This is a genomic window from Amycolatopsis sp. NPDC114484, from assembly GCF_055633755.1.
On sequence record NZ_JBVKDQ010000004.1, the window covers coordinates 148,868 to 164,171 of the forward strand.

Here is a 15,304-nt window from a genome sequence, read left to right on the forward strand (position 1 = left end):
TGCCGTACCTGTCCTCAGCGTGTGTGCCGACGTGCGAGAACCGCGAAGTCCAGTGTCACTTTCTCAAGATCCTGCAAGGCCGCGTCAAGGTCTGCTGGAACTGCCATGGGGCTCGGATCTGTGCCAGGTGACGACACCAGTTCGTATGCGGCCTGCTCCGCAACTCTGACCTCGCGTGACTTGCTTGCAAGGTCGTCAGGACCATATAGAAACAGCAGGTCAGATGACAGACGAAGAGCAGCCCTGGCGTCGTTGACCTCCTGGATCCAGCCGTTTCGCTGATCAGCAGTTGCCGGCTGCTGTCGCGCCTGCCGTGCCCGGAGATCGGCGTTGAGCGACGCGAGTCCCGGCCGAATGGAAGCGACTGCGCCGACGAGCTTCGCACATTGCTCGCCGCGCATCTGACGAGTTTTCGCACGAGCGGTGATCAAGTTCTTAACTGGCTCCAGAGCAGTGCCGACGAGCACTCCAACCAGCGCGAAGACGCCGGTGATGACGGTAGTCCACATACCGAATGTGTCGCGCGTGACAGCTATCGCGTTTCGCCAGGCGGCACAGGAAGGGACGCGCGTGAAGGTTTTCTATTGGGTGGCCGACTACTCCGGCTGCGGCTACTACCGCTGTCTCCTGCCTGGGGTGGAGCTGGCGAAGCGCGGGCACGACGTGATGGCCGACGGCCGCCAGGTGCCCGACGAGGCGAAGAACGGCGAGTGCGACGTGATCGTGGGGCAGCGCGTGTGCACCGAGGGCGCGTCGCACACGTGGCAGAAGCTGGCTCGCGCCGGGCACACCAAGCTGGTGTTCGAGACCGACGACCTTCTGTCCGAAGTGGACCCGTCCAATCGGCACGCGCACCGCTTCTACGATGCCGAGACCCTGCGCCGCTACCACGAGAACATGGCTGTGGCCGACGTGATCACGGTGACCACAGACCGGCTCGCCGAGCACGCGCGCACGGTCAACCGCACCGCGGCGATTCACGTGCTGCCCAACCAGATCCCGGGGTGGCTGCTCGACCACGAGCGTCCGAAGGCCGGCGACTTGGTGACGATCGGCTGGCGCGGCGGGCTGTCGCACAACCGCGACTTCGGCGAGCTGGCCAAGCCGCTGCGCCGGTTCCTGCAACACCCAGACAACCGCGACCGGGCCGAGCTGCACTGCATGGGCGCGGACTACACCCCGCGCGTGGCCAGCAACCACGGCCGCGCCCGCTGGACCGGTTGGCACGAGGCGGTCGGCGACTTCCTGCGCGCCGTCGACTTCGACATCGCGGTGATCCCGCTGCGGCCGTCAGTCTTCAACGAGGCGAAGTCGGACCTGGCACTGGTCGAGATGTCTGCGCTCGGCATCCCGTCCATTGTGTCCGTCTGGCCCGGATCGCCATACACGGCTCACGCCGCCGCCGGTCCCGTCGCGTGTTTCGCCGGTGACTGGGCCGAACAACTTCGCTACCTCGTCAACGACGCCGAGGCACGCGAGCAACTGGGCAAGCAGGCCAAGGAATGGGCCGCGGCCCGAACGATCGAAGGCAACGCACATCGGTGGGAAGAGGCGTACTCATGATCAGCAGGTTCAACGATCTCACCGAGGCCGAGAGGAAGTTCCTCGCAGCCGCTGCCACCGCGGAGTCGCAGCGGCACGACGAACTGAACCGCCGTCCGGCGACGACTCTCGACGAGCAGTACCGCGTCTGTGCGCGCTGGCGCGAGATCGCCGCCGCCATCGAGCACGGCGGCAAGCAGCCGCACAGCATCGAGCCCGGCTGTTGGACCGAACTGCCCGACGCGGGGACGGGCGGGCCGTGCTGATGGCGACCGCCGTGATTGTGCCGTGGGGCACCGACAACGGGCCGCGCGAGCGCGTGTGGCCCCGCGTGCGGAAGCTGTGGGAGCAAACCGGTTGCGACCTGATCGTGGGCAGCGACCCGCTGTTCGGAACGGTCCGCGCCGACGCGCTGCAGCCGCCGCCCCGCGCGGACGAGCCGTTGCGCAGGCACCCGTTCAGCGTGTCTCGTGCGGTGAACCGGGCTGTGCGGCTGGCCCCGCCGGAGTACGACCGGTTCGTGCTCTTCGGCGCGGACCAGTTGCCGTGCGCCGCAACGGTTCGATGGGCGACGGTCGAGCTGGACCACCAGCCGTGGACGCTGCTGTTCGATCGCGGCTACGGTCTGTCCGAAGCGGACACGAACTGTTGGCTGGAGGACGGCTACCGGATCGAACCGCCGTTCACCGAGCTGTTCTCTTCGCCGTGCGTCGGCCCGATCGCGTTCACCCGCGCCGCCTTCGAGAAGGTCGGCGGGTTCGACGAACGCTACGAGGGTTGGGGCTACGAGGACGTTGACCTCTGGTACCGGCTGCAGCGCGACACCCCGCGCACCGCGGTGCAGAACTACCCGGGAACGCCGCTCGTGCAGTTCTGGCACCCGGTGACCCATCACGACCTGTCGCAGGCCAACCCGAACGTCCGGCTGTTCGCCGAGACCTGGGGCTGAGCGGCTGCTCGGCGGGGCGGGTAGCGCCTTCGGTCACGGCCCGCGCATTGGCATGACGCCGAGGGCGCTTGCAGTCATGCGACGGTGACGCGCGGCTTGATGACCTTGACTGCTCCAACCTGATTGGCACTCGTCCATTGGTTCGGCGCGAAGATGCCGAGCACATTGCCCTCCTTGTCGTTCACATCTAGGTGCCCGTTCTGGTGGAGGTATGTCGATGCTCCCTCTTCGAACGTGTACGTGGTTTTGACGTAGTGGACCTCGATCGCCATTGCACTGCTCCCTCGTTAGCTGGTGCCAGTTCGTCGCCGATCGCAGGCCGCGTGTTACAGGTGGTGAGCGGTGTTCGATTTGACGGCGTACCTGTCCTCCCTCGACGAGCGACTGCTGGCCGACGCCGAAGGCCGGCGGATCCTGACCCGGCTCGACCCGATGTTGTTCGCGCTCGTGTACCTGCCGCACCACCTGGCGGGGCCGGAGACTCGCGGGCAGCTGACGTTCAGCGAGGCGCACCTGGACTGGTGCGAGCTGGCGAAGCGGTACATCCGCCCGATCGCCTCGTACCTGCCCGGCGAACTGCGGGACGCGATCATCGCCCCGCGCGGAAGCGGGAAAAGCACCTGGTGGTTCCTGCTGATCCCGATGTGGCTCGCCGCGCACGGGCACCGGCGGTTCATCGCGGCGTTCGCCAACAGCGACAAGCAGGCGACGGACCACCTCGGGACGTTCAAGCGGGAGCTGGAGAACAACGAGCTGCTGCGCCACGACTTCCCCGACCTCGTCACTCCCGCGCGCCGGCCGTCCGGCACCACGGTGTCGGACAGCCAGCACATGTACGTGGCCGCGTCGGGGTTCGTGTTCAACGCCGCGGGCATTGACACGCAGGTGCTCGGGCTGAAGATCGGTAACACGCGCCCGGATCACCTGATCCTCGACGACGTGGAAGGCACCGAGGGCAACTACTCGCCGGTGCAGAAGGCATCCCGGCTCGCGACGATCACCGGCGGCTTGTTCCCGATGAACAACCTCGCGTCGGTGACGATCGCGGGGACGGTGGCGATGCCGGGCGCGATCATCGACGACATCGCGGCGAAGCAGCGCGGCGAGCAGCACCCGGAGTATGTCGACGACGAGCAGCTGACGGCGCGCTACTACGACATCATCCAGACCGACGCCGAGGGCGTTGAGCGGTCGCTGTGGCCGGAGCGCTGGCCGATGGTGTGGATTAACTCGATGCGGCATACCCGGTCGTTCCAGTCGCAGATGCGCAACGACCCGATGGCCGCGGACACGGCGTTCTGGTCCAAAGAGGACTTCGTCTACCGCGCCGATCTGCCGGTCGCGCGGCAGCTGCTGTCGATCGACCCCGCGGTGACGACGAAGGCGAAGTCGGACTTCACCGCGCTGGCGGTGATCGGCGCGACCGCGCCGGGCCCGGATCGCGCGTGCGTGGTGCGTTACGCCCGGCAGGTGAAGATCCCGCCGGGGGAGCGGCTGCGGCTGCTGGTGCTGGAGATCCTGACGGAGTTCCCGGACATCGGCGGCGTGGTGGTCGAGACGAACCAAGGCGGGGACACCTGGTTGGCGATCCTGCACGACCTGCCGGTGAACGTCCGGACCGTGCACCAGGCGCGGCCGAAGGAAGTCCGCGCGGGCTCGCTGCTGGCGAAGTACCAGCGCGGCATGGTGTTCCACGAGCGGCGGCTGCACCAGCTGGAAGCGCAGATGCTGAAGTTCCCGCTCGACGCGCACGACGACTTAGTGGACGCCGTCGGCACCGGCGTGGACGTGTTCCTGAAGGACGTACCCCCGCAGCAGGTGAGCGCGCGGGAAGCAGCGTGAGGGGGTTGTGGTGGCGGATCTCGACGACGGCCTGGCGGCGATGGACGACGCCGCGCCCGGCTACAGCAAGGCGAAGGCCTACAGCGACGGCCCGGTCGAGGAAGTGTTCACCTCAAGGCGGGTGCGGCGGCTGCTGCGCGACCAGGGCGTGGAGTTCGAGACGCTGCACGGCGACGTGGTGATCGACGCCGTGGCGGACAAGCTCACCATCGAAGCGATCACGTCCGACACCGACGAGCGCACGCAGATGATCGCGGACGTGGACGAGGCCAACAACATGGCGCTCGTCCGGCCCGCGGTGATACGGCGCGCGCTGCAGCTCGGCGACAGCTACCTGACGGCGTGGCCGCGGCTGGACGACAACGGCGACGCGGTCGAGGGCAAGGTGCAGATCTCGGTGCACGACCCCAAAACCATGCGCGTCATCTACGACGAGGACGGCGCGGAACGGTTCGCGATCCAGCGCTGGCAGGTGAAGACCCCGCTGGGCGCGAAGCGCACCAGGGTCGACCTGATCTACACCGACCGGATCGAGCACCTGATCTCGCGCGGCGCGCGTGCGTCGAAGGCCGGCGACTTCCAGCCGTACGAGACCGACGGCGTCCCGGCCGAAGAGGACAACCCGTACGGCGAGCTGCCGGTGTTCCACTTCCACGGGACCGGTCTGCCGGGGGAGTACGGCACGCCGGAACACAAATGCTTCTACGGCACGCAGAACAAGCTGCTGAAGCTGGAAATCGGCGATATGGCGGGCGTCGACTTCAACACGCTGCCGCAGCGGCTCGGGCTGCGCGAGGCCGGCAAGGTCGGGCCGTCCCCGGTGGACGACCTCGACGAGGACGAGTTCTTGGTTGCGCCTGGCGGGCAGCGCACCGCCTCGGCGACCGGCGACCGCAAGGCGAAGCTGTCCAGCGAGCCGGGTTCCTTCTGGGACCTGGAGGGCTATAAGGACGTGAAGCAGCTCGACCCGGGCAGCCCGGACGTGTTCCTGAAGCGCCGCGAGGCGTATCTGCGCGAGGGCGCGCTGGTGTCGAAGACGCCGCTGCACCTGTTCGACCGCACCGGCCAGATCCCCAGCGGCGAGAGCTTGAAGACGGCGAACGAGCCGCTGGACAACAAGTCCGGGCGCCGCAAGACGGCGTTCGACCCGACGTTCCGCGGCTTCTACCGGTTCGTGCTTAAGATCCTGGGCCAGGACGACGCGCCGGTCACGATCGCGTGGGCTCCGATCGAGTCTACCGACGAGACCACGAAACTCGCGCAGGCCAAGCAGAAGGAAGAGCTGGGCGTGCCGCAGGACCAGGCGCTGACCGAGGTCGGTTACAAGGCCGAGGACGTGCAGCGCTGGATGGACGACGGCGACGGCGGCCTGCCGCAGCGGGTCGAGCTGCTGGCCGTGCTGGGGCAGGCGATGGCGTCGATGGCGACGGCCGTCTCGTCCGGAGTGATGGACCAGGCGACGGTGAACCAGATGGTCACCAAGGTGATGGGCGACCTCGTCGAGGACGGCCGAGGTGGATCCGCGTGAGCTGATCCGCCGCCACGACAAGCAAGCGCAGGACGCCGAAGACGCCGCGGTCGACGAGATCGTCGGCCCGGTCGAGAAGGCGTTCACCGCGCTGTGGCGGTGGCTGCTGCGCACCTGGAACCGGTTGTTCGGCAAGCCCTCGGACACCGCGGACGGGAAGCCGTTGCGGTCGTTCCTCGACGACTTGATCGAGCGGATCGTCGGCGTGGGCCTGGACCCGGTCGACGCGATGCTGCACCACGCGCAGCGCGCCCGGCTGCTCGGCGCGGACCAGGGAGCCCGCGAGGCGGGGTTGCCGTCGCTGGCCGATCCGGGCGAGGTCGAGCGCGAGACCCGCGAGGCGATCGAGCGCGGCGTGCGCTGGGCGCGGGAAAAGCTCGATACCGGCGCGGCCGAGCTGGATCGGCTGCAGAACGCCACTCTGGACCAGGTGCTCGCGCGCGCATCCGTTGCGCGGCAGGCGAACGCGATCCTGGAACGCACCGCCCGCACCGCGTGGAACGCCGAGCTGAACGCCGGCATCCGCGAAGCCGCCAAAGCTGCCGGTGCCCGGCTGGTGTGGGTCGCCGAGCGGGACGCGTGTGTCGACTGCCTCGCGCAGTCCGGGCAGGTGATCGACTGGAACGGGCGGTTCGACCCGGCGCGCACGTTCGGCAAAAGGGCCGCTGTGTTCCACGGTGTTCTGCACGGGCCGCCGCGGCATCCGAACTGCCGGTGCCGGGTCACGCCGTGGCTCGGGCACGACACCGCGGGCGCGCTGTCGGTCACGCACGACTGGGCCGACGCGATCAAGGACGCCGAGGCGAAGGGCGACACCGTCGCCGCGGACGCCGCGCGCCGCGCAGCTGCCGCCGCGGCCGACTCGGCCAGCTTCGACCTTCCCGCCGCGCTGCGGCGCGAGGCCGAACGGTCGATCCTGCGCGGCGACAAGCTCCCGTCGGAGTCGGAAAACCTCCGGCTCCGGGCCGCCGACCGACTGCTCGCAAGCATCGGATCCGGCAAGAACTCTCGCTCACCGTCCGGCTGGCAGGTGCCCGCCTCGGTGAGGAAACGGGCACAGAAGGCCGTGCAACGCGGCCGGTTCACCAGATAGCCCCGAGACGGGGCGCACACGAAGAGAGGACGCCGCGATGGCGATCAAGACGCTCAACTCCCGGTTCCGCCGGTTCGCGCGCGACGCGGACCCCGAAGGCGGCACGGGCGGCGGAGGTACCGGCGGTGACGGTGGCCAGGGCACCGGCGGTACCGACAACAGCAAGGACAACAGCACCGAATGGAAGCCGCCGACGAAAGCCGAGTGGGACGCTCGCGAGGCCGAGTTGTCCCGCGTCAACGCCGAGTCGGCCAGCCGCCGCGTGAAGCTGAAGGAGCTTCAGCAGCAGCACGAGACCGACGCGGAGAAGACCAAGCGCGAGGCCGACGAGGCCGCTGCCGCCCGGTACAAGCCGACGGCGGTCAAGTCCAGTGCCCGCGCGGCGCTGCTGGAGGCCGAGGCGAAGACCGACCGCGTGGGCGCGCTGATCGGCCTCGTGGACGTGTCCAAACTGGACATCGACGAGCAGGGCGCGGTCACCGGCCTGGAGGCCGAGGTCAAGCGCGTCAAGACCGAATACCCCGAGTTCTTCAAGGCCGAAGGCGACGGCGAGAAGCCGCGGCCCGGACGGCTGACCCCCGGCGGGAAGCAGACCGCCGAGACCCCGAAGACCCCGGGCGAGATCGTCGCCGCCCGCTACGGCGGCTGATCCGGTCCGCCACCCCAGCACCAAGAGCAGCCCGTGAGGGCATTCAGGCCGCGCAGCAATCCGAGGCACGGCCCTTTCCCTCATTTCCCAACTGAAACGGAGAGCCGTCATGGCTGTCGCTTTCACCGGGGCGGGCTGGATCCCGATCGAGACCAACCCCGATGTCATCCAGAAGGTTCAGCAGACCTCGGCCGTGGAGCGCTTCGGCAACCACGTGCCGATGGGCTCGAACACCAAGTACACCCCGCGTTCCGGCGGCGTGGTCCTCGGCCGCTGGGCCAAGTCCACCAGCGCGCCGGCCGACAGTTCGCCGAACGACTCGGTGCTGCTGGCCTCGGACAAGATCGGTGGCAAGGTCACCGTCGCCGAGGAGGACATGTCCGACTCGCTGGCGTCCATTGTGGACACCAAGAGCGTGGACGCGGGCAGCTCGTACGGCAAGCTGTTCGACAACGTCACCCTCGGCATCACGGCGTCGAAGGCGACGAGCGGCTGGCTGTTCGACTCGCTCTACTACGTGCTCACCCAGTCGGACACGGTCACCGGGTACACCGCGAACGCGAACCTGACCACGGGCGCGACCGCGGCGACCTACGACAACCTTTCGGCGGCGCTCGGGCTCTACGAGGTGAGCGACTTCTTCGACGAGGCCGAGACGGTCGTGATCGCGCACCCGTCGTTCAAGCAGGCGCTGCGCGGGATCAAGAACGCCAACGGCGACCCGATCTTCCAGGAGTCGTCCAACGGCACCGCGGGCGGCGGGCAGGCGGCGACCGCCCGGACGCTGTTCGGGTACGACCTGCAGTTCAGTCTGGGCGCGAAGACCAGCGCGGCCGGTTCGGCCAACCCGACCGGCAAGCCGTTCGTCGTGTTCGGCAACCGGCAGTTTCTCCAGGTCGGCGACCGCGACCCGCTCGCGGTCAACTTCCAGGACAGCCAGACCGGGATCGGCGTCGACACCGACGAGAACGTGCTGTACTTCCGCGCCCGCAAGGGTTTCGCGGTCGGTGCGCCCGGCGCGTTCTCGATGCTGGTGATCGGCTGACGCACGGCGTGACGGGGCCGCGCGGTTCGCTGCGCGGCCCTCTCCGGAAGGGAGGACGCCATGGCCGACAGCTGGGCCACCGCCGCGGATGTGGCCAGCTACGCGAAGTCCGCAGTGGACGACGCCGAGGTGCTGCGCGCGCAGGCGGTGATCGACAGCTACTCGGGCCGGATCTACGCCGACGCCGACCGGATCGGCGGACGCGACAAGTACTGGCTGAAACTCGCCGTCGCCTACCAGGCTGCGTGGCAGGCCGCGCAGCCCGACCAGTTCGAGCGCCAGGACATCACCTCGACCGGCGGGAGCCAGTCGACACAGGGCACTCCGACGTGGCTTGCCCTTGCGCCGCACGCAAAGCAGGCGTTGTCCCGCGTCTCGTGGATGGGCTCCGGCTCGTTCCACGTGCGCGCGCCCGGCGAACCGGTGAGCCTGCGCCGCGAGGTCTACGGCGACGACGGGGGAGACCCCGGCACGTGGAGGCCGCTCTGATGTGGGCGCTCGCGACGTGCCGGGCGTCGATCTTCCGCGGCACCACGCCCTCGGCCTACGGCGACCCCGTCCCGGACAACACCACCCCGGCCGCATCCGGCGTGCTGCTCGCGGTCAGCGAACGGCACTCCCGCACCTGGGACCCGGCCACCCAGACCCCGCGCGTGGTGCGCGTCGTCTCCGGCGCGGTGCCGTCCACTGCGGACATCCGCACCGGCGACCGGATCCGCGACGACACCAACGGCGTGCTGTACCTGGTGCAGAACGTCACCCGCCCGCGGACGCCGGGCCGGACGCCGGACACCGAGCTGGAGCTGAAACGCATCGGCGACGACGGGGGGTGAACCGTGGCGGAATACCGCGAGGAACCCGGGTGGCGGGAGAAGATCGCCGCCGATGTCCGGGACCTGTTCGGTCGTCTCACCGGGGAAGTCCTCGACGACGCCAAGCGGCTGGTGCCGGTCGACACCGGGCGGCTGCGCGAGTCGCTGTCGAGCGAGATCCGCGGCGACACCGCGCGGATCGGCACGGACCTGAACTACGCGCTGTACGTCGAGGAAGGCCACCGGGTGGGCTACCGCGGGCCGGACGGCGAGACGGTGTTCACCGGCGACGTGGTGCCGCCGCAGCCGTATCTGCGCCCGGCGCTCTACCGCAAGCGGGCCGCAGGGTGACCGCGCCGTTCGTCTACGCCTCGGACGAGGCGGTGACGCGCGCGTGGCTCGCGCAGCTGCCCGGTTTCTCGGCCGCGATGGTCGGGGAAGTCCTGCCGCGCGCCGCGAGCACCTGGGCCGCGACGGGATTCCTCACCGTCGCGGTCGCGGGCGGAGGCACGGTGCCGGAGTACCGGTTCGAGTCGCCGGTGATGGACGTGCGCGGCTGGGCGACTACGCCGGGCACGGACGCACCACCCTGGAACCTGGCGCGCAACCTCGCCGTCTCGGTGCAGGCGGGGACCTATCGGCGGGAGCCGTGGTTCCTGGAACTGGCCGGGTGCAGCGAGAACGCGGTGGTGAAGACGGCGTGGGTCCTCGGGAAGCTGAGGCGGGCGTACGGCGATTTCGGCGACTACGCCGTGTACGCCCTCGACCTGGTCGTGAACTGGGTCCCGGTCGCCAAGAGCACCCCGTGAGGGGACTGGTCAACCAACCGTTCGGGCCGCACGGCCCACAGTCCTCTTTGGAGCGATCATGGCCGACATTGCTGGCCTGCAGCCCGGAAACCTGGTGATGGGTCCGGCCCGGCTGTACATCTACCGCAACGCGTTCGACCCGGCGCTGCCCTACGAGCCCGCGCTGACCGATGTGAACCTCGCACCGGCCGCGTCGGCGTGGTACGACACCGGCATCACCCTCGGCGGCACCGACGTGTCGGTCGAACCGACCTGGACGCCGCTGACCGGCGACCAGCTGGTCGACAAGCTCGGTGCGCGCCTGACCGACCGCGACATCAAGGTGACGGGCAACCTCGCCGAGATGACCCGGGTCAGCCTCGCCTACGCGTGGAACATGACCGCGGGGCCGACCGGCGCGAACTACGCCGTGTCGGACCTGAACGCCGGGCAGAACGCGAACCGCGCCCCGTACCGGACGCTGCTCATCGACGGGCTCGGCCCGGACGTGACCGACGGTTCCCGCTCGCTCAAGCGGCGCGCGATCGTGCGCAAAGCGCTGCCCTCGGGCAACACGAAGCTGTCGTGGACGAAAACCGACCAGCAGGTGCTCGCCGTCGAGTTCCAGGCGTTCTTCGTCTCCGAGACGATCTCGCCGATCCGGCTCATCGACGAAGTCGGAGCCTGATCCATCCCCCGACGCAGTCCCGCGTCCGCGCGCACCTGACGGCGCGCGGGCGCGGGACTGCCCCTTTTTCCCTTGTCCTGTCAGGAGGACCGTGTCATGGCCGCATCCGCGCCCCGCAAGACCACCGCCGCCCGCAAGACCGCTCCGCGCAAGCGACCCGCCGCGAAGGCTCCGGCCGATCTCGGCCTGGTGCTCGACGACGACGCCGCGCGCGCCGAGACCGACAAGCTGCTCGCCGACCGCGAGCCCTTGTTCACCATCGGCGGTGTCACCTACACGATCCCGAAGCAGGTTCCGCCGTCGTGGTCGGTGAAGGCGTTCACGATCGCTGTCACGCAGAACGAGTCCGCGGCCATCTCGTACGCGGCCGAGAAGCTGCTGACGCCGGAGGCGTGGGACGCGCTGCAGGAATGCGAGACGGTCACCCCGGCCGCCTGGCAGACGATCTTCAAGGCGCTGATGGACCGGATCCTGCCCGAGAGCGGGTTCGGCCCAAAAGCCTGACCGCCGCCTGGCACGAACGGCTCTCGGCCGTCGGCTGGTTCTTCGGCCACCTCGACGACGTGCTGTCGGACATGAGCGTCTTCCACCGCGTGGACGAGCTGGACCAGCTGCCCGCGTCGGTGTTCCTGCCGCGCATGGTGCGCCTGCCGCTCTACGACGGCGCGGTGCGGCACGCGCTCCGGCTGGAAGCGGAGCGGCCAGCCCCGCCCGCCGAGCCCGTCGACGAGCAACCCGCGGCACCGGAACCGGTCGCGCTGGTGACTCGCCACAACCAGTCCCGCGAGTTCGCCCCGCTGGGGGTGAACCAGGCGGGAGTCTTCGACTTCGGGTGAGGGGGCTTCCGTGACCGCACCTGGCGGAGAGTTCAAGCTGGCCGGCGCTTTCGTCGAGATCCGGTTGAAGGACGAGACCTCCAGCGACGAGAAGCGGATCCGCGCCCGGATCGAGGGCGAGTCCGCGATCACGTGGGACACCGCGCTCAACGACCCGAAGAACACCGAGGCCGTCAAAAAGAAGGTCTCGGCAGGAAAACCGGTCACGATCAACGCCGACCTCGACGATCGGCTGGCGCAGGCGAAGGCGGACGAGTTCGTCGCCAAACGGCGCTCCGCAGTCATCGAGATGGACGCGAACATCGCGAAGCTTCGCACCAAGCTGGAGGAGCTGAACAAGAAGCGCGGCACCTCGGTCGAGGTCGACGCCGACATTCGCAAGGCCGAGGCCGAACTGGCCGCGCTGGTCGCCCGGCGCCGCACTGTTCAGCTCGAGGTCGAGGCGAAGACCCGCCCCGCCGAGGCCGACCTCGAGCGGATGGCCAAGCGCGCCAACGCACAGTTCGACGCCCTGCGGTTCACCGCGCTGTCGGTCGGGCTGCCCGCCGCCGCGGCTGTCGGCGCGGCCGGGGTCGGCACGTCGCTGGCGTTGGTCGCCGGTGGTTTCGCCGCGCTGGGCACCTACATCGCCTCGACCGACGAGGGCATCGCGACCAAGTTCACCGACCTGGTCGACCGCGTCGAGCGCGACGCGAAGCAGATGGGCGGCGGCTTCAAGACCGAAGTCGCCGGAGCGCTCGACGACGTGGGCGCGGCATGGGGACGGCTGCGCCCGCAAGTCGCGGCCGCGGTCAACGGCTCGGCACCCGCGGTGCGCATCCTCACCGGCGCGGTCACCGACTTCGCCGAGGGCGCCATGCCGGGCGCGGTGACTGCCGTCATGGCGTCGAAGGAACCGCTGCTCGGCTTCCGCGCGCTGGTCGGCCAGACCGGCACCGGGCTCGGGCAGTTCTTCGCCAACGCGTCGGCAGGCGCGGCCGGTGCCGGGCAGGGCATGACCCTGCTCGGCGGGATCGTGCAGCTGCTGCTCGCCCGGTTCGGGACGCTGTTCGCCAACCTGGCGCAAGGCTCGGCCGGTCCGCTGCACTCGCTGTACGCGATCGTCGACCTCGTCACCGGCGCGCTGAACGACCTCACCGCGCAGGGCTCGGGCGCGCTCGGGTTCCTGTCCGGGTTCACCAACGGCGCGACCGGTGCCGCGGCGACGCTGCGCGTGCTGCTAGGCGTCCTCAACGCACTTCCGCCCGAGGTGACCGGACTCGCGGGCTCGGTCACCAGCACCGCGCTGATCCTGTCGAAGTTCGGTGTGGACGCGGGCAAAGGCTTCGAGGGGCTCGGCAAAAGCGTGCGGGAAGCGGGCTCCGACCTGACCGGCGCGGCGAAAGCCGGGAGCAAGGTCGGCACGGCGCTGGGTGGCCTCGTCGCCGGCGCGCTCAACCCGGCCACGCTCGCAGTGGGTGTGCTCGGCATCGGCCTGGACATCCTCGGCCAGCGACAGCAGCAGGCCGCGGCCAACGCAGCCGCGCACGCCGAACGTGTCCGAAACCTCACTGAGGCTCTGCGAGATTCCGGCGGAGCTATCGACGACAACGTCAGGAAGCAAGCCGCCTACGATCTGGGCAACTTCAAGATCGGCGACAGCGTCCGGAACCTGAACAAGGAAGTCCTGAACCTGGCAGGTCCGCAAGGACTCCAGCAGTTGCAGGACATGTACCTCGGCAACACTGCCGCGGGCGACAGACTGAAAGCCTCGTTGCAGGGCCTTGTCGAGGGACACCGGCAGGACGCGAACGCGCTTGGGTTGTTGCGGGCACCGTTCGACGACCACATCACTGTGGTCGACGGTGTCGCGAAGCAATACGACGCGACTGGTTTCGCTGCACAGCAGATGCTCGACGCCATCAGCGGCGAAGGCAGCACATTCGACGACGCGTCCAAGGGCGCACAGGCGAACGCTCAGGCGTTGAACGGCGCAGCGAGGGCTGCACAGGAAATGACGCCTGCGCAGTATGCGGCGAAGGTGGCCGCGGCCGATTTGAACAGTGCGTTCACGACGTTGAATCAGACTGCTGGTGACACGGTTTCCAAGGGCCAGGCGGTCATCGACGTGCTCGATCGCCTCGCGGGCCGGAACAAGTCCGAAGAGGAAGCGTTGCAGGCGTGGAATGATCACCTGCGCGCGATCGGCGAGTCGTTCAAGAACCTGGGTTTGTCCAAGCACACCAAGGATCTGATCGACAACTCGGGCGCGATCAACACCACGTCCGAGGCCGGGTCGAAGCTGCAGGATGTCATGCAGCAGGGCGCGGTCGACATGGCGTCTTTGGCGCAGTCGATGAAGAACGGCGGCGCGTCGGCGGCGGACATCACCTCGAAGCTGGGTCCGCTGCGGGACAAGTTCGCCGACCAGCTCAAGCAAATCGGGCTGAACGACACGCAGGTCCAGACGCTGCTCGCGCACTACGGGCTCGTGCCGGACCAGATCGTGACGGCGCTGGGCCTGGAGGGCAACGAGCAGGCGCAGAAGAAGATCAACGACGTGGTCAAGCAACTGGCCACGCTGCCGCCCGGGGCGACGGTGACGCTCGCCGCCGACGACAAAGCCGCGGCCGATGCCCTGGCGAAGCTGGGGTACAAGGTCGAGACGCTGCCGAATGGCACGTTCTCGGTGTCCGCCAACACGATCCCGGCCGAGACCGGCATCAAGCTGATGGTGGACAAGGCGGGCAAGGTCACCGGCACGATCCAGTTGGACGCCAACTCCGCCCCGGCGGACGGGAAGCTGAGCTTCACGGTGCAGAAGGCCAACGGCTCGACCGGAACCATGACGCTCGACGCCCGCCAGGACCCGGCGACGAAGAAGCTGCAAGTCCTGGTGCAGAACGTCAACGGCAGCTGGGGCTGGATGAACATCGACGCCTACAACTCGGCGGCGAAAAGCGTCATCGGCGACACCGTGCGGGTGGCCAACACCAGCACGGGATTCATCCAGGTCGGCGCGAACGCGTCGGAAGCAGACGGCGCGATCAACTGGGCCGCGCGCAACCGGTCCAGCACGATCACCGTCACCTACGACGTGCGCGGTGCGCCGAAGCTCCCGGCCGGGTCGTACCGGGCGGACTTCGCGACCGGTGGTCTGCTGACCCATCACGGTGCCCGCCGGTACGCCTCGGGCGGCACGACGGCCGTGTCGGCGATCGGCGGCGGTCTGCTGTCCGGGCCGGGCGGCCCGCGCCAGGACCTCATCCCGGCGTGGGTGTCGCCGAAGGAGTTCGTGGTCAACGCGGCGGACACCGCGAAGTGGCTGCCGGAGCTGCTGGCGATCAACCGGGGGATGACCCCGGACGCGTTCGCGCCGAAGACCGCTCCGCTTGCCACGGCGGCGATCCCGGCGCAGCGCTCGGCATCCCCGGCCGTCGCGGGCGCGAAGGTCGAGCAGCACTTCCACATCTATCCGCCGGCCGATTCGGATCCGCAGCGGATCGCCGCGTCGGTCTCCAGCCAGGTCGGCTGGTCGATGAGGGGGGTGTGA

Annotated in this window: 18 protein-coding genes; 16 read left to right on the forward strand and 2 right to left on the reverse strand. The window is 69.1% G+C overall.

The window, feature by feature from the left end; genetic code table 11:
• Positions 1 to 14: 14 nt before the first annotated feature.
• Entirely contained in the window at positions 15 to 509 is a 495-nt protein-coding gene (locus ACZ7SW_RS13080; protein WP_470230608.1) for a hypothetical protein, read from the reverse strand.
• Between the two features lie 61 nt (positions 510 to 570).
• On the opposite strand from ACZ7SW_RS13080, the gene ACZ7SW_RS13085 reads away from it, so the two are divergent.
• Genes ACZ7SW_RS13085 through ACZ7SW_RS13095 form a run of 3 tightly spaced genes read left to right on the forward strand, consistent with a single transcriptional unit; the run spans position 571 to position 2,491 of the window.
• Complete coding sequence (locus ACZ7SW_RS13085) at positions 571 to 1,563, forward strand: glycosyltransferase family protein (protein ID WP_470230609.1); 993 nt, start codon at positions 571 to 573, stop codon at positions 1,561 to 1,563.
• Entirely contained in the window at positions 1,560 to 1,808 is a 249-nt protein-coding gene (locus tag ACZ7SW_RS13090; protein WP_470230610.1) for a hypothetical protein, read from the forward strand. The genes ACZ7SW_RS13085 and ACZ7SW_RS13090 overlap by 4 nt, the downstream gene beginning before the upstream one ends.
• The gene (locus tag ACZ7SW_RS13095; protein WP_470230611.1) at positions 1,808 to 2,491 is read left to right on the forward strand and encodes a galactosyltransferase-related protein; all 684 of its coding nucleotides are present in this window, start codon (positions 1,808 to 1,810) and stop codon (positions 2,489 to 2,491) included. The genes ACZ7SW_RS13090 and ACZ7SW_RS13095 overlap by 1 nt, the downstream gene beginning before the upstream one ends.
• 74 nt (positions 2,492 to 2,565) lie before the next feature.
• On the opposite strand, the gene ACZ7SW_RS13100 is transcribed toward ACZ7SW_RS13095, so the two are convergent.
• Positions 2,566 to 2,763: a hypothetical protein gene (locus ACZ7SW_RS13100; protein WP_470230612.1), complete on the reverse strand. Its 198-nt coding sequence runs from the start codon at positions 2,761 to 2,763 to the stop codon at positions 2,566 to 2,568.
• Positions 2,764 to 2,833: 70 nt separating this feature from the next.
• Between ACZ7SW_RS13100 and ACZ7SW_RS13105 the strand changes: the two genes are divergently transcribed.
• From ACZ7SW_RS13105 to ACZ7SW_RS13165, 13 genes are all read left to right on the forward strand, one after another.
• Positions 2,834 to 4,333: a hypothetical protein gene (locus ACZ7SW_RS13105; protein WP_470230613.1), complete on the forward strand. Its 1,500-nt coding sequence runs from the start codon at positions 2,834 to 2,836 to the stop codon at positions 4,331 to 4,333.
• 10 nt (positions 4,334 to 4,343) lie between these two features.
• A complete protein-coding gene (locus ACZ7SW_RS13110; protein WP_470230614.1) occupies positions 4,344 to 5,861 on the forward strand; it encodes a phage portal protein in 1,518 nt (505 codons plus the stop codon).
• Positions 5,848 to 6,954, forward strand: a complete 1,107-nt coding sequence (locus ACZ7SW_RS13115; protein WP_470230615.1) for a structural protein — start codon at positions 5,848 to 5,850, stop codon at positions 6,952 to 6,954. Before ACZ7SW_RS13110 ends, ACZ7SW_RS13115 begins: the two co-directional genes overlap by 14 nt.
• A 37-nt stretch (positions 6,955 to 6,991) precedes the next feature.
• Positions 6,992 to 7,603, forward strand: a complete 612-nt coding sequence (locus ACZ7SW_RS13120) for a phage scaffolding protein (protein ID WP_470230616.1) — start codon at positions 6,992 to 6,994, stop codon at positions 7,601 to 7,603.
• A gap of 109 nt (positions 7,604 to 7,712) precedes the next feature.
• A complete protein-coding gene (locus ACZ7SW_RS13125) occupies positions 7,713 to 8,648 on the forward strand; it encodes a phage major capsid protein (protein ID WP_470230617.1) in 936 nt (311 codons plus the stop codon).
• Positions 8,649 to 8,708: 60 nt separating this feature from the next.
• Positions 8,709 to 9,137 carry a hypothetical protein gene (locus ACZ7SW_RS13130; RefSeq protein WP_470230618.1) on the forward strand — a complete coding sequence of 143 codons (429 nt, stop codon included), beginning with the start codon at positions 8,709 to 8,711 and terminating at the stop codon, positions 9,135 to 9,137.
• The gene (locus tag ACZ7SW_RS13135) at positions 9,122 to 9,481 is read left to right on the forward strand and encodes a hypothetical protein (protein ID WP_470230619.1); all 360 of its coding nucleotides are present in this window, start codon (positions 9,122 to 9,124) and stop codon (positions 9,479 to 9,481) included. The genes ACZ7SW_RS13130 and ACZ7SW_RS13135 overlap by 16 nt, the downstream gene beginning before the upstream one ends.
• 3 nt (positions 9,482 to 9,484) lie before the next feature.
• Complete coding sequence (locus tag ACZ7SW_RS13140; RefSeq protein ID WP_470230620.1) at positions 9,485 to 9,811, forward strand: HK97 gp10 family phage protein; 327 nt, start codon at positions 9,485 to 9,487, stop codon at positions 9,809 to 9,811.
• A complete protein-coding gene (locus ACZ7SW_RS13145; RefSeq protein WP_470230621.1) occupies positions 9,808 to 10,269 on the forward strand; it encodes a hypothetical protein in 462 nt (153 codons plus the stop codon). The genes ACZ7SW_RS13140 and ACZ7SW_RS13145 overlap by 4 nt, the downstream gene beginning before the upstream one ends.
• Before the next feature lie 58 nt (positions 10,270 to 10,327).
• Positions 10,328 to 10,936, forward strand: coding sequence for a hypothetical protein (locus ACZ7SW_RS13150; protein ID WP_470230622.1), 609 nt, complete (start codon positions 10,328 to 10,330; stop codon positions 10,934 to 10,936).
• Positions 10,937 to 11,032: 96 nt separating this feature from the next.
• A complete protein-coding gene (locus ACZ7SW_RS13155; RefSeq protein ID WP_470230623.1) occupies positions 11,033 to 11,440 on the forward strand; it encodes a hypothetical protein in 408 nt (135 codons plus the stop codon).
• Positions 11,441 to 11,511: 71 nt separating this feature from the next.
• Positions 11,512 to 11,772 carry a hypothetical protein gene (locus tag ACZ7SW_RS13160; RefSeq protein WP_470230624.1) on the forward strand — a complete coding sequence of 87 codons (261 nt, stop codon included), beginning with the start codon at positions 11,512 to 11,514 and terminating at the stop codon, positions 11,770 to 11,772.
• Positions 11,773 to 11,782: 10 nt separating this feature from the next.
• Entirely contained in the window at positions 11,783 to 15,304 is a 3,522-nt protein-coding gene (locus ACZ7SW_RS13165) for a hypothetical protein (RefSeq protein WP_470230625.1), read from the forward strand.